Source organism: Streptomyces viridosporus T7A (assembly GCF_008704515.1).
GTDB classification, from domain to species: domain Bacteria; phylum Actinomycetota; class Actinomycetes; order Streptomycetales; family Streptomycetaceae; genus Streptomyces; species Streptomyces viridosporus.
In genome coordinates, this window is the sequence record NZ_CP023700.1 from 5,888,300 (window position 1) to 5,906,454 (window position 18,155).

Consider the following 18,155-nt stretch of genomic DNA (forward strand, 5'->3'; position numbering starts at 1 on the left):
ATGCATGCGTTCCCTCTGAGCCGACGTGCCGTTCTCGCCGGTGCCGCGGCCACCGCCGCCGTCGCCGGTGCCTGTCTCCCCGGCGGGCGCGCCGAGGCCGCCGAGCCCGTGGCCGCCCGCGCCTACCGCTGGCGCAATGTCGTCATCGGCGGCACCGGGTTCGTCACCGGCGTGCTGTTCCACCCGTCCGCGCGCGGGCTCGCCTACGCCCGCACCGACATCGGCGGCGCCTACCGCTGGGACGATCGGACCGGCCGCTGGATCCCGCTGCTGGACCACATCGGCTGGGACGACTGGAACCTGCTCGGCGTCGAGGCGATGGCGGTCGACCCCGCCCACCCCGACCGGCTCTACCTCGCCCTCGGCACCTACGCCCAGCCCTGGGCCGGCAACGGCGCCGTGCTGCGCTCCGAGGACCGCGGCGCCACCTGGCGGCGGACCGACCTCGCCGTGAAGCTCGGCGCCAACGAGGACGGGCGGGGCACCGGCGAGCGGCTGCTGGTGGACCCGCGCGACAGCGACGTCCTGTGGCTGGGCACCCGGCACGACGGCCTGCTCAGGTCGGCCGACCGGGGCGCCACCTGGGCGCCGGTGCGCGGCTTCCCGGCCGCCCCGTCCGCCACCGGCCAGGGCGTCACCCTCCTCGTCGCCGCCGGGCGCGCCGTCTACGCCGGGTGGGGCGACGCGGACGGCGGCTCCGCCCGCCTGTTCCGCACGCTCGACGGCACCACCTGGGAGGCGGTCCCCGGGCAGCCGTCCGGCACCGCCGCCCGGGTGCCGATCCGGGCCGCCTACGACCGGCACACCCGCGAGCTGTACGTGACGTACGCCGACGCCCCCGGCCCCAACGGGCAGTCCGACGGCAGCGTGCACAGGCTGCGCACCGGCGACGGCACCTGGAGAGAGGTCACCCCGGTGAAACCGGGGGGCACGGGGGACGGCGGCGCCGCCGACACCTTCGGCTACGGCGGGGTCGCCGTGGACGCGCGGCGCCCCGGCACCGTCGTCGTCTCCACCAACAACCGCTGGGCGGCGGTCGACACGCTCTACCGGTCCACCGACGGCGGCCGCAGCTGGCGGTCCCTGAAGGACTCCGCCGTCCTGGACGTCTCCGAGACGCCGTACCTGAAGTGGGGCGGAGAGGAACCCAAGTTCGGCTGGTGGATCCAGGCCCTCGCCCTCGACCCGTACGACTCCGCGCACCTCGTGCACGGCACCGGCGCCACCCTCTACGGCACCCGCGACCTCAAGCACTGGGCCCCGTGGATCCGCGGCCTGGAGGAGGCGTCCGTGCGCCAGCTGATCTCGCCCCCGACCGGACAGGCGCACCTGATCAGCGGCCTCGGGGACATCGGCGTGATGTACCACGACCGGCTCACCGCCTCCCCCTCGCGCGGCATGGCGACGAACCCGGTCTTCGGCACGGCGACCGGACTCGCGCAGGCCGCCGCCCGCCCCTCCCACGTCGTCCGCACCGGCTGGGGCGACCACGGCAACGGCGCCCACTCGCACGACGGCGGCCGGACCTGGGCGCCCTTCGCCTCCCAGCCGGTGCCCGCCGAGGACGCCCCGGGACCGATCGCCGTCAACGCCGACGGCACCGTGCTGCTGTGGTCCTTCGTGCACGGGGACGGCACCGGGTACGCGGCCCACCGCTCGGCGGACGACGGCGCCACCTGGTCCGAGGTCCCCACCTTCCCCGAGGGCGCCGTCCCGGTCGCCGACCCCGTCGACCCGGCGCGCTTCTACGCCTACGACACCGGCACCGGCACGCTCTTCGCCAGCACCGACGGCGGGCGCGCCTTCACCGCGCGGGCGGGCGGACTGCCGTCCGGCGACCACCAGTTCAAGCTGGTCGCGGCACCCGGCCGGTCCGGCGACCTGTGGCTGAGCGCCAAGGAGAACGGGCTGTACCGGTCGACCGACGGCGGCGCGGGCTTCACCCGGGTGGAGAGCTGCCGGACCTCCCACACCCTCGGCTTCGGCAAGGCCGCCGGCGGGGCCGCGTACCCCGCGATCTACCAGGTCGGCTCGACGGGGACGAGCACCGCCGTGTACCGCTCCGACGACGGGGCGAGGACCTGGGTGCGGATCAACGACGACGCCCACCAGTGGGGCTGGACCGGCGAGACGATCACCGGCGACCCCCGCGTGTACGGCCGGGTCTACCTCGCCACCAACGGGCGCGGCATCCAGTACGGGGAGCCCGTCTGATGCCCCGCCGCGAAGGACCCACGCTCGCCGACGTCACCCGCGGCCGCATCCTCTACGGCGGCGACCACAACCCGGAGCAGTGGCCCGAGGAGACCTGGCACGAGGACGTCCGCCTGATGAAGGAGGCCGGCGTCAACTCCGTCACCCTCGGCGTCTTCTCCTGGTCGAAACTCGAACCCCGCCCGGGAGAGAGGGACTTCGGCTGGCTGGACCGGCTGATGGACCTGATGCACGGGGCCGGCGTCGGCGTCGTCCTCGCCACCCCGACCGCCTCGCCGCCGCCCTGGCTGGGACACCTCCACCCGGACACCCTGCCCCGCGACGAGGACGGCCGCACCGAGTGGTGGGGCGGCCGCCAGCACTTCTCGCACTCCAGCGCCACCTACCGCCGCCACGCCGCCGCCCTCACCGAGGACCTGGCCGCCCGCTACGCGAACCACCCGGCCCTCACCCTGTGGCACATCAACAACGAGTACTGCACCTACGACTGGGGCGACGAGGCCGCCGCCCGCTTCCGCACCTGGCTGCGCCGCCGCTACGGCACCCTCGACGCCCTCAACACCGCCTGGGGCACCGCCTTCTGGAGCCAGGGCTACGGCGACTGGGCCGAGGTGCTGCCGCCCCGCCGCGCGCACTACCTGAAGAACCCCACCCAGGTGCTGGACTTCAAGCGCTTCACCTCCGACATGCTCCTGGAGTGCTACACCGCCGAACGCGACATCGTCCGCCGGCACACCCCGCACGTCCCGGTCACCACCAACTTCATGCCGCTGTGGGCGGGGCAGGACGCCTGGCGCTGGGCCGAGGAGGAGGACGTCGTCTCCGTCGACCTCTACCCCGACCCCCGCGACCCCCTCGGCGCCCAGAGCGGCGCGCTGGTGCAGGACATGACCCGGTCCCAGGCGCGCGGCCCCTGGATGCTGATGGAGCAGGCGGCCGGAGCGGTCAACTGGCGCGGGGTGAACCACCCCAAGCCGCGCGGCCTCAACCGCCTGTGGTCCCTGCAGGCGGTGGCCCGCGGCGCGGACGCCGTCTGCTACTTCCAGTGGCGCCAGTCCCGGCAGGGCGCGGAGAAGTTCCACTCCGGGATGGTCGGCCACGCGGGGGAGGAGGGGCGCGCGTACCGGGAGGTCAAGCGGCTCGGCGCGGACCTGGCGCGGATCGCCCCGCACGTCGGCGGTGCCCCGGTCGCCGCCGACGTCGCCGTGCTGCACGACTGGCACTCCTGGTGGGCCGGGGACCAGGAGGCCCGGCCGTCGCGCGAGGTCGACTACCCGCGGGTCCTGGGCGCCTGGCACCGGGCGCTGTGGCAGGCGCACCTCACCACCGACTTCGCCCGTCCCACGCACGACCTGTCCGCCTACCGGCTGGTCGTCGTGCCGCAGCTCTACCTCCTCACCGACGCGGCCGTCGACAACCTCCTGGCGTACGTGCGCGGCGGCGGCACCCTCGTCTGCGGCTTCCTGACCGGCGTGGCCGACGAGGACGACCGGGTGCGGCCCGGCGGCATGGACGCCCGGCTGCGCGCGCTCTTCGGCATCCGCACCCTGCACGAGTGGTGGCCGCTGGACCCCGGGGAGACCACCGCGTGCGAAGGCTTCCGCGGCACCCTGTGGTCGGAGGAGCTGGAGGCCGACGGCACCGCCGACGAGACGGTCCCCTACCGGGGCGGGGAACTCGACGGACTGCCCGCCGTCCTGCGCAAGGGCCGCGCCTGGTACGTCTCGACGCTGCCGGAGCCGGAGGCGCTGCGCGCGCTGCTGACCCGCGTCGCGGGGGAGGCCGGCGTCCGGCCGGTGCTCGACGACCTCCCGGACCGGATCGAGGCGGTGCGCCGCGGTGAGGTGCTGTTCCTGCTCAACCACGGCCGCGAGCCGGTCACCGTCGAGGTGCCCGGCACCCACCGCGACCTGCTGACCCGGACGACCGTGACCGACCGGCTCACCCTCGGCCGCTACGGAGCGGCGGTGCTGGGACCATGAGCGCCACCCCCGTCCACGGAACCTGGGAGCCGCGCCCGGCCGCCCGCTGGGAGGACGGCTTCCTGAGCGGCAACGGCCACCACGGCGCCCTGGTGTTCGGCGATCCGGACGACGACCGGGTCGTCGTCACGCACCACACCCTCGTCCGGCCGAACGGGGGGAGCGGCGAGCACCGCCTGCCGCCCCGCCTGGCCGACGGACTTCCCGGGCTCCAGGACCGTCTGCTCTCCGGCGACCCGGCCGCCGCGGAGGACTTCACCGACGGCCGCCCCCTCCAGTGGGTGCAGCCCTTCCACCCGGCCTTCCAGGTACGTCTGCGCGGCCAGGACGGCGAGCGGGACGCCCCGGACGGCGACCGGGGCGGTCCGGACCGGTACCGCCGCGCGGTCGACTTCGCCACCGGCGTCACGGAGGCGACCCGCGCCGGTCGGACCAGCCGCGTCTTCGTCTCCCGCGCCGACGACGTGATCGTCCAGCACGTCACCGCCCCCGCACCCGCCCTCGACGTGTCCCTGGACCACCGCCTGCCCGGCGCCCCCGCCGCGCTGGGCATCGGCCACGGCGCCGTCCTCACCCCCGAGGGCGCCCTGCTGAGCCTGCGCGTCCGCTACCCGGGCAGCGACCTCGCGTACACCGGCGTCACCCTGGTCGCCGTCACCGGCGGCACGACGAAGCTCACCCCGCCGGGGGCCCGGGTCGAGGGCGCGCGGTCCGTGCTGCTGCTCACCCGGGTGCGGCGGCACACCGGGGAGGCGGACGTGGCGGCCGAGGGCCGCGCCCTGCGGGACCTGCTCGACGAGGGGCGGGACGCGTACGACGACCTCCTGGCCCGCCATCTGCCGCACCACCGCACCGCCTACGAACGCGTCACCCTCGACCTCGCCGCCGACCCGGCCGAACGCGCCCTGCCGGGGTCCGCGCTGCTGACCCGGCCGCACAGCGCCGCCCTGCTGGAACGGCTCTTCGCGGCCGGCCGCTACCACCTGCTGTCCGCCGGCGGCCTGCTCCCGCCCCGCCTCACCGGCCTGTGGACCGGCGACTGGGACACCGCCTGGTCCGGCGCCTTCACCACCGACGCCAACCTCAACCTCCAGACCGCCTCCGCCGCGGCCGCGGCCCTCCCCGAGGTCACCGAGGCGCTGGCGTCGCTCGTCCACCGCCAGCTGCCCGACTGGCGGGACAACGCCCGCGCGGTCTTCGGCACGCGGGGCGCGGTCGCGCCCGCGCACACCGACGGCGAGTCCGGGCACGCGTACCACTTCAGCCGCGAGTACCCCCTCCACCTGTGGACCGCCGGCGCCGACTGGCTCCTCAAGCCCCTCGTCGACCACGACGAGACCCGCGGCGAGCGGGACCCGCGCACCGCCGCCGCGCTCGCCGAAGTCGCCCTGTTCTACGAGGACTTCCTCACCCGCACCGACTCCGGGGGCCGACTGGTCGTCGTCCCCTCCTACTCGCCCGAGAACCGGCCCGCGAACGCGAGCTGGGGCACGGTCAACGCGGCCATGGACCTCTCCGCGGCCCGGCACGCCCTGCTGACCGCGGCGACGTACCACCCGGAGCGCGCCGCTGGTTGGCGGGCACTCGCCGACCGGCTCCCGCCGCACCGGACCAACGCCGACGGCGCGCTCGCCGAATGGGCCTGGCCGGGCCTGGAGGACTCCTACGACCACCGCCACCTCAGCCACCTCTACGGCGTCTGGCCCCTGGAGGAGATCACCCCCTACGACACCCCGGACCTCGCGGCGGCCGCCCACCGCGCCCTCGAACTGCGCGGCACCGAGAACGACTCCGCGCACGGCCACCTGCACCACGCCCTGATCGCGGCGCGGCTGCGGGACGGCGAGCGGGTCGCCCACGCGCTCGCCCGGGTGCTGGAGGGCGACTTCTTCCACGTCTCCCTGATGAGCGCGCACTACCCGCACCGGCACGTCTACAACGCCGACGCCGCCCACACCCTGCCCGCCGTGCTGATCGAGGCGCTCGTGCAGTCCACCCCCGACCGGCTGGTCCTGCTGCCCGCCCCGCCACCGGCGTACCCGAGCGGCACCCTGCGCGGGGTGCGCACCCGCTTCGGTGCCGCACTCGACCTCACCTGGTCCCCGGCCGGCGCCACCGCCGTCCTGCGGCCGGACCGCACCCACCGCATCGACCTGTGGACTTCCGCCGGCGCCGAGCCCCTCGACCTCGTCGCCGGAGAAGACCGCGTCCTCACGCTGAGGACGCGGTGATCCCCGCCATTCCCCCCACCCATGGAAGGAACACCATGGCACCAAGCACCCTGAGCAGGGTCACCAAGGCCCTGCTGGCCCCCGCCCTCGCGCTCGGCGCCACCGTCGGCCTCGCCTCCGCCCCGGCCCACGCCGCCGTCTGGCACTCCTGCGACCAGTGGGGCAACACCGGCCTGAACGGCTACACGCTCTACAACAACATCTGGGGCTCCGGCGCCGGCAGCCAGTGCATCTGGGCCAACTCCGGCACCGACTGGGGCGTGTGGGCGAACCACCCCGACACCGGCGGCATCAAGTCCTACCCGAACGCCAAGAAGGTGATCAACAAGCCGATCGCCTCGATCGGTTCGCTCACCAGCAGCTACAACGTCACCGTCCCGTCCTCGGGCGCGTACAACACCTCGTACGACATCTGGGACACGGACTACGACTACGAGATCATGCTCTGGGTCAACGACAACGGCGCCGTGGGCCCGCTCGGCACCGCCCAGGGCACGGTGTCCCTCGGCGGCCACACCTGGAACGTCTACAAGGGCAGCAACGGGCACAACGAGGTCTTCTCGTTCCTGCGCACCTCCGACTCCACCTCCGGCACGGTGAACATCCTGCCGATCCTGAAGTGGATCAAGGACACCAAGGGCTGGATGGGCAACGAGACCATCGGCGACGTCCAGTTCGGGTACGAGATCACCTCGTCGGCCGGCGGGCTGGACTTCCGCACCAACAGCCTGACGGTGTCAGGCGGTTAGGCACCGGCACCGTCTCCTCGCCGCCCGTGCCGGCGCGGCTCCCCGAGCCGCCGGTCCGGGCGGCTCCGGCGTTCCCGGGGACCGGCGTGCCCCCATAACGCCGTGCAGGGGCAGGAGCGGGAGCTCCCCCGCGGCCGCCACCGCGACTACGTTTTCCGGTGATCACCACCGGAGCACGTCCGCGCGACCACAACAGCCCGCCCCGCGAGCGCGGGCGCGCTCCGGGTCAGGCACGTCCCGTCCTTCCCGCCCCCCACCGAGGAGATCGAGGAACCCGCCATGACCCCATCCGACCCCGACGCCCCCGGCGCGTCCGCTCCCGACGCGTCCGGCACCGGTACGGGAACCGGCGCCGACCGCCGGATCAGCCGCAAGAGCCTGCTCAGGGCGGCCGTCGCCGCCGGGGCCGCCGTCCCGCTGCTCGCCACGGGCACGGCGGCGCTCGCCCGGGACGCCGAAACCCAGGGGCGGTCCCTGAAGCCGACGCCCTTCTGCGACGACGGCGACGACCCCACGCCTCCCCAGATGGAGGGCCCCTACTTCAAGCCGAACTCCCCGCTGCGCACCGACCTCGTGGCACCGGGCGCCCCCGGCACCCGGCTCACCGTCAGCGGACACGTCTTCGGCCGGAACTGCGTCCCGCTCGCGGGGGTCCTGCTCGACTTCTGGCAGGCCGACCACGCGGGCGCCTACGACATGGCCGGATACACCTTCCGCGGGCACCAGTTCACCGACTCCTCCGGCGCCTTCACCCTGCGCACGATCGTGCCCGGCCTCTACCCGGGCCGCACCCGGCACATCCACGTCAAGGCCCAGGCGCCCGGCAGGCCCGTGCTCACCACCCAGCTGTACTTCCCCGGCGAGCCCCGCAACAGCACGGACGCGCTCTTCGACCCGGAGCTGCTGATGAACGTCCGCAGTGCCGGCGGCGGCAGGGAGGGCACCTTCGACTTCGTGCTCGACGTGGACGGCCGGCCCACCGACCCGCCCACCGATCCGCCGACCGACCCGCCGAGCGGCAGCTGGGCGCCCGGCCGCGCGTACGCGGCGGGCGACCGGGTCACCCACGGCGGCGCCGCCTACCGCTGTCTGCAGGCCCACACCTCCATGGCCGGCTGGGAGCCGCCCCTCGTCCCCGCGCTGTGGCGCCGCGAGTGACGTCCGTCCCGCGTCGCTTCGGCCGAAGTCCCGTGGCGGTGCACGGAACTTCGGCCGAAGTGCGCTACGCCTCCCGGACCGGCAGGTTCGCCCCGTCCCGCAGGAACAGCGGGATGCGGTCCAGCGGCGCCGCGACCGTCACGGTCGCACCGCCCTCGTAGGTCTCGCCCGTCCACGCGTCCGTCCAGCGCGCGCCCGCCGGGAGATGCGTCGTCCGGGCCGTGGCGCCCGCCGTCAGCACCGGGGCGACCAGCAGGTCGCGGCCGAACAGATACGCGTCGTCCACCGACCAGGCCGCCTGGTCGTCGGGGAACTCCAGGAACAGCGGCCGCATCACCGGCAGCCCCTCCTCGTGCGCCTCCCGCATGACCTCCAGGACGTACGGCTTCAGCCGCTCGCGCAGCCGCAGGTACTTCTCGAGGATCGGGTACGCCTCCTCGCCGTACGACCACACCTCGTTCGGGCCGCCGGTCATGTCCGGGCCCAGGGGCATGCCCGGGTCGCGGAAGCCGTGCAGCCGCATCAGCGGGGACAGCGCGCCGAACTGGAACCAGCGGATCATCACCTCGCGGTAGGCGGGGTCGTCCGGGTCGCCGCCGTGGAAGCCGCCGATGTCGGTGTTCCACCACGGGATGCCGGACAGCGAGGTGTTGAGGCCGGCCGCGATCTGGCGGCGCAGGGTGGCGAAGTCGGTGCCGATGTCCCCGGACCACAGGGCGGCCCCGTAGCGCTGACTGCCCGCCCACGCCGAGCGGTTGAGGGTGATCACCTCGTCCTCGCCGGAGGCCCGGAGGCCCTCGTGGAAGGCGCGGGAGTTCTCGGCCGGGTACAGGTTGCCGACCTCCAGGCCCGGGCCCGCCCAGTAGCGCAGGTTCTCCGGGAAGCCCGGCTTCAGCTCCGGCTCGCAGGCGTCCAGCCAGAAGGCCGTGATCCCGTACGGGTCGAGGTAGTTCTCCTTGATCCTCGACCACACGAACTCCCGGGCCTCGGGGTTGGTGGCGTCGTAGAAGGCGACCTGGACCGTGGAGGCGACCTCCTTGTCCGGCCAGTCGGCGTGCGCCGTCGGACCGTACTGGGTGCCGATAAAGTAGCCGCGCTGGTCCATCACCGGGTGGTTCTCGCTCAGCGGGGAGACCGACGGCCACACGGAGACCACCAGCTTGACGCCGAGCTCGTCCAGCTCGCGCACCATCGCCGCCGGGTCGGGCCACTCCTTCGGGTCGAACTTCCACTCGCCGAGGTGCGTCCAGTGGAAGAAGTCGCAGACGATCGCGTCCAGCGGCAGCCCCCGGCGCCTGTACTCCCGTGCCACGGCGAGGAGTTCGTCCTGGGTGCGGTAGCGCAGCTTGCACTGCCAGAACCCGGCCGCCCACCGGGGCAGCATCGGCGACCGCCCGGTCACCGCGCTGTAGCGGCGCTGGGCGTCCGCCGGGGTGCCCGCGGTGATCCAGTAGTCGATCTGCCGGGCCGAGTCCGCCACCCAGCGGGTGCCGTTGTGGGCCAGTTCCACACGGCCGATCGCCGGGTTGTTCCACAGCAGGGTGTAGCCGCGGCTGGAGGTGAGCACCGGGATGGAGACCTCGGCGTTGCGCTGCACGAGGTCGACGACCAGGCCCTTCTGGTCCAGCCGGCCGTGCTGGTGCTGGCCCAGGCCGTACAGCCGCTCGTCGTCGTGGGCGGCGAACCGCTGTTCCAGCCGGTGGTGGCCGTTGCCGACCGCCGTGTACAGGCGCGGGCCGGGCCACCAGAAGTGGGCGCGCTCCTCGGCGAGCAGTTCGCCCCCGTCGGCGGTGCGCAGGAAGCGGACCATGCCCTCGGCGTCGACCTCGGCGGTGAGCGCGCCGACGGTCAGCCGACCCCGGCCGTCCTCGATCTTCACGGCGGACTCGGTGGCGGGCGCCTCGTCCAGGAGGGCACCGGGCAGGTCCCGGAGCACCGGGCCGCCGAGCCGGGCCCGCACCCGGACCGCGTCCGGCCCCCACGGTTCGATCCGTACGGTCTCCTGACGGCCGCTCCACTCCAGCGCACCGTCCCGCTCACGGAACGTGCCGACGGTGGGGGAGGACTGGGCGAGGCCGACCTTGGGCTGTGTCTCGGCGGACTGGGTCACGAGGCGTGCTCCTGGAGGAGTGCAGACATGGAGGTGCCCCGGGAGGGGCGAGCGTTCGCTGAAACCGAAGAGGGGGAAGTGCGCTGAGGCCGAAGAAGAGCGAAGAAGGGAGGGAAGGGGGAGAAGCGAAAAGGGAAGGAGGAGAGGAAGGGACCTGGCTTACCGGGACTTACTGGGCAGGAGCGGGGCCGGAACTCGCCCGGACCGTCAGCTCGGGGGCGAGCAGCACGACCTCGTCACCGCCCCGCCCGTCGAACTTGGCGACCAGCTGTTCCACGGCGTGCCGGCCCATCTCCTGCGCCGGGATGGCGACGGAGGTGAGCCGCACCGACGCCTGCACGGCGACCTGCTCGGGGCAGATCGCGACCACCGAGACGTCCTCGGGCACGGCCCGCCCCTGCTGCCGCAGCAGGGCCAGCAACGGCTCCACCGCCGACTCGTTCTGCACGACGAACCCGGTGGTGCCCGGGCGCTCGTCCAGGATCCGGGAGAGCGTCACGGCCATCGCGTCGTACCCGCCCCCGCACGGCCGGTGCAGCAGCCGCAGCCCCAGCTCCCGTCCCCGGGAACGGAGCCCGTCGAGGGTGCGCTCGGCGAAGCCGGTGTGCCGCTCGTACACCGCGGGGGCCTCACCGATGACGGCGATGTCCCGGTGCCCCAGCGTCGCCAGATGTTCCACGCACAGCGCGCCGGTGGCCTTGAAGTCGAGGTCGACGCAGGTCAGGCCGGTGGTGTCGGCGGGCAGCCCGATCAGCACCGCCGGCTGGTCGGTCTCCCGCAGCAACGGCAGCCGTTCGTCGTCGAGTTCGACGTCCATCAGGATCATCCCGTCGGCGAGCCCGCTGCCCGAGACGCGGCGCACCGCGTCGGGGCCCTCCTCGCCGGTGAGCAGCAGCACGTCGTAGCCGTGCGTGCGGGCCGTGGTGGCCACCGCGATGGCGATCTCCATCATCACCGGCACGTACATGTCGGTGCGCAGCGGGACCATCAGCGCGATGATGTTCGACCTGCTGCTGGCCAGGGCGCGGGCCCCGGCGTTCGGGTGGTACCCGAGTTCGCGGATGCTCCGCTCGACCCGCTGCCGGGTGGTCACGGAGATGGACCGCTTGCCGCTGAGGACATAGCTCACCGTGCTCGCCGAGACTCCGGCGTGCTGGGCGACCTCGGCGAGGGTGACCATCCGGCTCTCCCAGTGTGTGAAGCGCTTCGACAGTGCGCAGGGCGTACAAGGGCGGGTGAGGGTGGTTCGACAGTATCCCTAGCGAAGGTGGGTGTCCAGAGGATGTCGAAGCGCTTCGACAGCTTTCTTCGGGACCCCGTCGCAGCGGGCCTCGTGGCGCCCCCAGGTTCCCATGCGCGGTGCCCGGCCGGTGCCCGGCCGGCTTCCGGGGCCGGTGTCGGCCGAACGGCCGCACGAAGGGTGGCGGGACGGCTACGAATCGGGTACATACGATCGGGTAGCACCAGTCAGTAACGTAACCCCCGGAAGCATGCGAAAAGATCCCCTCCGGGGGTGTGGACCATCCATTCCGATTCGCGGCGAGGTGAGCCTCATGTCCGCAACACCCGAGACACCCCCGTCTCCGTCTCGACCCACCGTCACCGAACGTGAGGCCCGCCAGGTCGCGGAGGCCGCCCGGGAGCAGGACTGGCGCAAGCCCAGCTTCGCCAAGGAACTGTTCCTCGGCCGCTTCCGGCTCGACCTGATCCACCCCCACCCCCTCCCGGCCGACGAGCACGCCCAGCGCGGCGAGGAGTTCCTCGCCAAGCTCCGCGACTTCTGCGAGACGAAGATCGACGGGGCGCTGATCGAACGCGAGGCGCGCATCCCCGACGAGGTGGTCACCGGGCTCAAGGAGCTCGGCGCCTTCGGCATGAAGATCGACACCAAGTACGGCGGCCTGGGCCTCACCCAGGTCTACTACAACAAGGCCCTCGCCCTGGTCGGCTCCGCCAGCCCCGCGATCGGCGCCCTGCTCTCCGCCCACCAGTCGATCGGCGTCCCGCAACCGCTGAAGCTCTTCGGCACGCAGGAGCAGAAGGAGACGTTCCTGCCGCGCTGCGCCCGCACCGACATCTCGGCCTTCCTGCTCACCGAACCGGACGTCGGCTCCGACCCGGCACGGCTCGCCACCACCGCCGTCCCGGAGGGCGACGACTACGTCCTGGACGGCGTGAAGCTGTGGACGACCAACGGCGTGGTCGCCGACCTCCTCGTGGTCATGGCGCGCGTGCCGAAGTCCGAGGGGCACCGGGGCGGCATCACCGCGTTCGTGGTGGAGGCGGCCTCGGAGGGCATCACCGTGGAGAACCGCAACGCCTTCATGGGCCTGCGCGGCCTGGAGAACGGCGTCACCCGCTTCCACCGGGTCCGCGTCCCCGCCTCGCACCGCATCGGCGAGGAGGGCCAGGGCCTGAAGATCGCCCTCACCACGCTCAACACCGGCCGGCTCTCCCTGCCCGCCATGTGCGTGGGCGCCGGCAAGTGGTGCCTGAAGATCGCCCGTGAGTGGTCGGCGGCCCGGGAGCAGTGGGGCAAGCCGGTGGCGCTGCACGAGGCGGTCGGCTCCAAGATCGCCTTCATCGCGGCGACCACCTTCGCCCTGGAGGCCGTCGTCGACCTGTCCTCGCAGATGGCGGACGAGGACCGCAACGACATCCGCATCGAGGCCGCCCTGGCCAAGCTGTACGGCTCCGAGATGGCCTGGCTGATGGCCGACGAGCTGGTCCAGATCCGCGGCGGACGCGGCTTCGAGACCGCCGACTCCCTCCGGGCGCGCGGCGAGCGGGCGGTCCCCGCCGAGCAGATGCTGCGCGACCTGCGCATCAACCGCATCTTCGAGGGGTCCACCGAGATCATGCACCTGCTGATCGCCCGGGAGGCCGTCGACGCCCACCTGTCGGTCGCCGGCGACCTGATCGACCCCGAGAAGTCGCTCCCCGACAAGGCCAGGGCGGGCGCGAACGCGGGCGTCTTCTACGCGAAGTGGCTGCCCAGGCTGGTCGCGGGTCCCGGACAGCTCCCCGGGTCCTACGGCGGGTTCAAGCACGGCGTCGACCTGTCCGGGCACCTGCGCTACGTCGAACGCACCTCCCGCAAGCTGGCCCGCTCCACCTTCTACGCCATGTCCCGCTGGCAGGGGAGGATGGAGACCAAGCAGGGCTTCCTGGGCCGGATCGTCGACATCGGCGCCGAACTGTTCGCGATGAGCGCCGCCTGCGTCCGCGCCGAGCTCCTGCGCGGGCGCGGCGAGAACGGCCGCGAGGCCTACCAGCTCGCCGACGCCTTCTGCCGCCAGGCCCGCATCCGGGTCGAGGAACTCTTCGACCGGCTGTGGACCAACACCGACGACATCGACCGCAAGGTCGTCAAGGGTGTGCTCTCCGGCACCTACACGTGGCTGGAGCACGGCGTCGTCGACCCCTCGGGCGACGGCCCGTGGATCGCGGACGCCGCACCGGGTCCGAGCACCCGGGACAACGCGCACCGGCCGATCCGCTGAACCGGAGGAGGGGAGGGGCCGCCGCCCGGTCCGGCTCCTCCCCGGCGCCCCTCCGTCCGGCGGGCACGACACGGACACGGGAACGGTGCCGCCGGGGCGGGGCCCCGGCGGCGGCCGCAACCCGACACAATGGGGCCATGACCGACGCTCCAGCCCCCCTCGCCGACCCGCACCTGGTGTACGACCCCGTCGCGGGAGACGGCCCGAAGGACGTGGTGATCCTCGGCTCCACCGGGTCGATCGGCACCCAGGCCATCGACCTCGTGCTGCGCAACCCCGACCGCTTCCGGGTCACCGGCCTGTCCGCCAACGGCGGCCGGGTCGCCCTCCTCGCCGAACAGGCCCGCCGGCTGCGGGTGCGTACGGTCGCCGTCGCCCGCGAGGACGTCGTACCGGCCCTGCGCGAGGCGCTGTCCGCGCAGTACGGCGCGGGTGAGCCGCTGCCCGAGGTCCTGGCCGGGAAGGACGCGGCCACGCAGCTCGCCGCCTCCGACTGCCACACCGTCCTCAACGGCATCACCGGCTCCATCGGGCTCGCGCCGACCCTCGCCGCCCTGGAGGCGGGCCGCACCCTCGCGCTCGCCAACAAGGAGTCGCTCATCGTCGGCGGCCCGCTGGTCAAGGCGCTGGCCAAGCCCGGGCAGATCATCCCGGTCGACTCCGAGCACGCCGCGCTGTTCCAGGCGCTGGCCGCCGGCACCCGCGCCGATGTGCGCAAGCTCGTCGTCACCGCCTCCGGCGGCCCCTTCCGCGGCCGCACCAAGGAGGAGCTGGCGCACGTCACCGTCGAGGACGCCCTCGCCCACCCCACCTGGGCGATGGGCCCGGTGATCACGATCAACTCCGCGACCCTCGTCAACAAGGGGCTGGAGGTCATCGAGGCGCACCTGCTGTACGACATTCCCTTCGACCGCATTGAGGTCGTCGTGCACCCGCAGTCGTATGTCCACTCGATGGTTGAGTTCACGGACGGATCGACACTGGCCCAGGCGACGCCCCCCGACATGCGCGGGCCCATCGCCATCGGCCTCGGCTGGCCCGAGAGGGTCCCCGACGCCGCCCCGGTCTTCGACTGGAGCAAGGCGTCCACCTGGGAGTTCTTCCCCCTGGACAACGAGGCGTTCCCCTCGGTGAACCTCGCCCGGCACGTGGGCGAGCTCGCGGGCACCGCCCCGGCGGTGTTCAATGCCGCCAACGAGGAGTGCGTGGAGGCGTTCCGCGCCGGAGCGCTGCCGTACCTCGGGATCATGGAGACGGTCACACGGGTGGTCGAGGAGCACGGCACCCCGGGAACGGGAACCTCGCTGACCGTGTCGGACGTCCTCGAAGCGGAGACCTGGGCCCGCGCACGGGCCCGGGAACTGACAGTCCGGACGGCGAGCGCGGAGGCGCGTGCATGACGATCCTGATGTTCATCCTCGGCATAGTCGTCTTCGCGGTCGGCCTGCTGCTCTCCATCGCCTGGCACGAGCTCGGGCACCTGTCCACGGCCAAGATGTTCGGCATCCGGGTGCCCCAGTACATGGTGGGTTTCGGGCCGACCCTGTGGTCGCGGCACAAGGGCGAGACCGAGTACGGCGTCAAGGCGATCCCGCTCGGCGGATACATCCGCATGATCGGCATGTTCCCGCCCGGCCCCGACGGCCGGCTGGAGGCCCGCTCCACCTCGCCGTGGCGCGGCATGATCGAGGACGCCCGCTCCGCCGCGTTCGAGGAGCTCCGGCCGGGCGACGAGAAGCGCCTGTTCTACACGCGCAAGCCGTGGAAACGGGTCGTCGTCATGTTCGCGGGCCCGTTCATGAACCTGATCCTCGCCGTGGCGCTGTTCCTCACCGTGCTCATGGGCTTCGGCATCCAGCAGCAGACCACCACCGTCAGCTCGGTCTCGCCGTGCGTCATCTCACAGAGCGAGAACCGCGACGCGTGCAAGAAGTCCGACCCCCAGTCCCCGGCCGCCGCGGCCGGCATGAAGGCGGGCGACCGGATCGTCGCCTTCGGCGGGGTCAGGACCGATGACTGGGCCGTCCTCTCCGACCTCATCCGCGACAGCGCGGGCAAGCAGGTGCCGATCGTCGTCGACCGCGACGGCCGGGAGGTGACCCTCCGGGCGGAGATCGCCACCAACCTGGTCGCCAAGAAGGACGGCAACGGGGCCTACGTCGAGGGCGAGTACGTCAAAGCGGGCTTCCTCGGCTTCAGCGCGGCCACCGGCGTGGTCAAACAGGACTTCGGCGACTCCGTGGTCTGGATGACCGACCGGGTCGGCGACGCCGTCGACTCCCTCGCCGCCCTGCCGTCCAAGATCCCCGCCCTGTGGGACGCCGCCTTCGGCGACGGCCCGCGCGAACCCGACTCCCCGATGGGCGTGGTCGGCGCGGCCCGGGTCGGCGGCGAGATCGCCACCCTCGAGATCCCCGCCTCACAGCAGATGGCCATGTTCGTGATGCTGCTCGCGGGCTTCAACCTCTCCCTGTTCTTGTTCAACATGCTCCCGCTGCTGCCGCTCGACGGCGGGCACATCGCGGGCGCCCTGTGGGAGTCGCTGCGCCGCAACCTGGCCAAGGTGCTGCGCCGCCCCGACCCGGGACCGTTCGACGTGGCGAAACTGATGCCGGTGGCCTACGTGGTGGCCGGGATCTTCGTCTGCTTCACCCTCCTCGTCCTCATCGCGGACGTGGTGAACCCGGTGCGGATCTCCTAGCCCCGCCCCCGACACCTGTCGTTCACGACGGCCTGGAACCCTTTCGTTCCGGGCCGTCGTCCTTTGGACGGGTTTACGAAGGGGATGTGCCCGGGCGTCGGCCCGTGCCGTAATCTCGGAGCCCGGGGCCCGCTGCTCACGGGGAGCCGGAGCTCGATCCACGACTTGGGGTTGCACAGCAGATGACTGCGATTTCTCTCGGCATGCCGTCCGTTCCGACCAAGCTCGCCGAGCGGCGGAAGAGCCGGCGGATCCAGGTCGGGTCCGTGGCGGTGGGCGGGGATGCCCCGGTGTCGGTGCAGTCGATGACGACGACGCGGACCTCGGACATCGGTGCGACGCTGCAGCAGATCGCGGAGCTGACCGCGTCGGGGTGCCAGATCGTGCGGGTGGCCTGTCCCACGCAGGACGACGCGGACGCGCTGGCGGTGATCGCGCGCAAGTCGCAGATCCCGGTGATCGCGGACATCCACTTCCAGCCGAAGTACGTGTTCGCGGCGATCGAGGCGGGCTGCGCGGCGGTGCGGGTCAACCCGGGCAACATCAAGAGGTTCGACGACCAGGTGAAGCAGATCGCCCGGGCGGCCGGGGAGCGCGGCACGCCGATCCGCATCGGGGTGAACGCCGGGTCGCTGGACCGGCGGCTGCTGCAGAAGTACGGCCGGGCCACGCCGGAGGCGCTGGTGGAGTCCGCGCTGTGGGAGGCGTCGCTGTTCGAGGAGCACGGTTTCCGGGACATCAAGATCTCGGTCAAGCACAACGACCCGGTGGTGATGATCGAGGCGTACCGGCAGCTGGCCGAGCGGTGCGACTACCCGCTGCACCTGGGCGTGACCGAGGCGGGCCCGGCGTTCCAGGGCACGATCAAGTCGGCCGTCGCCTTCGGGGCGCTGCTGTCGGAGGGGATCGGGGACACCATCCGGGTGTCGCTGTCGGCGCCGCCGGTGGAGGAGATCAAGGTCGGCATCCAGATCCTGGAGTCGCTGAACCTGCGGCAGCGGGGTCTGGAGATCGTCTCGTGTCCGTCCTGCGGGCGGGCGCAGGTGGACGTCTACAAGCTGGCGGAGGAGGTCACCGCGGGGCTGACCGGGATGGACGTGCCGCTGCGGGTGGCGGTGATGGGGTGTGTGGTGAACGGCCCGGGCGAGGCCCGCGAGGCCGATCTGGGGGTGGCCTCGGGCAACGGCAAGGGGCAGATCTTCGTGAAGGGCGAGGTGATCAAGACCGTGCCCGAGGCGAAGATCGTCGAGACGCTGATCGAGGAGGCGATGAAGATCGCCGAGCAGATGGAGAAGGACGGCGTGGCCTCCGGCGAACCGGAGGTCTCGGTCGCGGGCTGACCGGACTCCCGGCGCCGGCCGGACGATCCGATCGGTCCGGCGCCGGCGGACGCGACCGTTCGACCGAAGCGGGCCCGGGGCGGCAGCCCCGCAGACGGCGTGCCGACCGGCGGTGCCCTTCACAGAAGTGGCACCCCGCACGATGCGGCGCCGTACAGGCTCCGCGG

General features: G+C 72.9%; 11 protein-coding genes. 9 read left to right on the forward strand and 2 right to left on the reverse strand.

All coding sequences use genetic code 11. The annotated features are described in order from the left end of the window. The 5 genes from CP969_RS27300 (at window position 1) to CP969_RS27320 (ending at window position 8,334) form a co-directional block, all read left to right on the forward strand. Window positions 1-2,214, forward strand: a complete 2,214-nt coding sequence (locus CP969_RS27300) for a WD40/YVTN/BNR-like repeat-containing protein (RefSeq protein ID WP_016824456.1) — start codon at window positions 1-3, stop codon at window positions 2,212-2,214. Next, entirely contained in the window at window positions 2,214-4,196 is a 1,983-nt protein-coding gene (locus CP969_RS27305) for a beta-galactosidase (RefSeq protein ID WP_016824455.1), read from the forward strand. Before CP969_RS27300 ends, CP969_RS27305 begins: the two co-directional genes overlap by 1 nt. Further along, window positions 4,193-6,427, forward strand: a complete 2,235-nt coding sequence (locus CP969_RS27310; protein WP_016824454.1) for a glycosyl hydrolase family 95 catalytic domain-containing protein — start codon at window positions 4,193-4,195, stop codon at window positions 6,425-6,427. The genes CP969_RS27305 and CP969_RS27310 overlap by 4 nt, the downstream gene beginning before the upstream one ends. 35 nt (window positions 6,428-6,462) lie before the next feature. Beyond that, window positions 6,463-7,176, forward strand: coding sequence for a glycoside hydrolase family 12 protein (locus CP969_RS27315; RefSeq protein ID WP_004982789.1), 714 nt, complete (start codon window positions 6,463-6,465; stop codon window positions 7,174-7,176). Window positions 7,177-7,455: 279 nt separating this feature from the next. After that, a complete protein-coding gene (locus tag CP969_RS27320; RefSeq protein ID WP_016824453.1) occupies window positions 7,456-8,334 on the forward strand; it encodes a dioxygenase family protein in 879 nt (292 codons plus the stop codon). Between the two features lie 64 nt (window positions 8,335-8,398). On the opposite strand, the gene CP969_RS27325 is transcribed toward CP969_RS27320, so the two are convergent. Together CP969_RS27325 and CP969_RS27330 are read right to left on the reverse strand one after the other, a co-directional pair. Further along, complete coding sequence (locus CP969_RS27325) at window positions 8,399-10,444, reverse strand: glycoside hydrolase family 31 protein (RefSeq protein ID WP_016824452.1); 2,046 nt, start codon at window positions 10,442-10,444, stop codon at window positions 8,399-8,401. 169 nt (window positions 10,445-10,613) lie between these two features. Further along, the gene (locus tag CP969_RS27330) at window positions 10,614-11,624 is read right to left on the reverse strand and encodes a LacI family DNA-binding transcriptional regulator (RefSeq protein WP_016824451.1); all 1,011 of its coding nucleotides are present in this window, start codon (window positions 11,622-11,624) and stop codon (window positions 10,614-10,616) included. A gap of 373 nt (window positions 11,625-11,997) precedes the next feature. Between CP969_RS27330 and CP969_RS27335 the strand changes: the two genes are divergently transcribed. The 4 genes from CP969_RS27335 to ispG all read left to right on the forward strand — a co-directional run bounded on the left by CP969_RS27335 (window position 11,998) and on the right by ispG (window position 17,988). Continuing rightward, complete coding sequence (locus CP969_RS27335) at window positions 11,998-13,947, forward strand: acyl-CoA dehydrogenase family protein (protein ID WP_004982778.1); 1,950 nt, start codon at window positions 11,998-12,000, stop codon at window positions 13,945-13,947. 137 nt (window positions 13,948-14,084) lie between these two features. Continuing rightward, window positions 14,085-15,347 (forward strand): 1-deoxy-D-xylulose-5-phosphate reductoisomerase, encoded by a 1,263-nt coding sequence (gene dxr / locus CP969_RS27340; protein WP_004982776.1) that lies wholly within the window; start codon window positions 14,085-14,087, stop codon window positions 15,345-15,347. Window positions 15,348-15,355: 8 nt separating this feature from the next. Beyond that, window positions 15,356-16,648 (forward strand): M50 family metallopeptidase, encoded by a 1,293-nt coding sequence (locus CP969_RS27345; RefSeq protein WP_004982774.1) that lies wholly within the window; start codon window positions 15,356-15,358, stop codon window positions 16,646-16,648. Between the two features lie 182 nt (window positions 16,649-16,830). After that, window positions 16,831-17,988: a flavodoxin-dependent (E)-4-hydroxy-3-methylbut-2-enyl-diphosphate synthase gene (gene ispG, locus CP969_RS27350; RefSeq protein WP_026084841.1), complete on the forward strand. Its 1,158-nt coding sequence runs from the start codon at window positions 16,831-16,833 to the stop codon at window positions 17,986-17,988. Window positions 17,989-18,155: the final 167 nt, after the last annotated feature.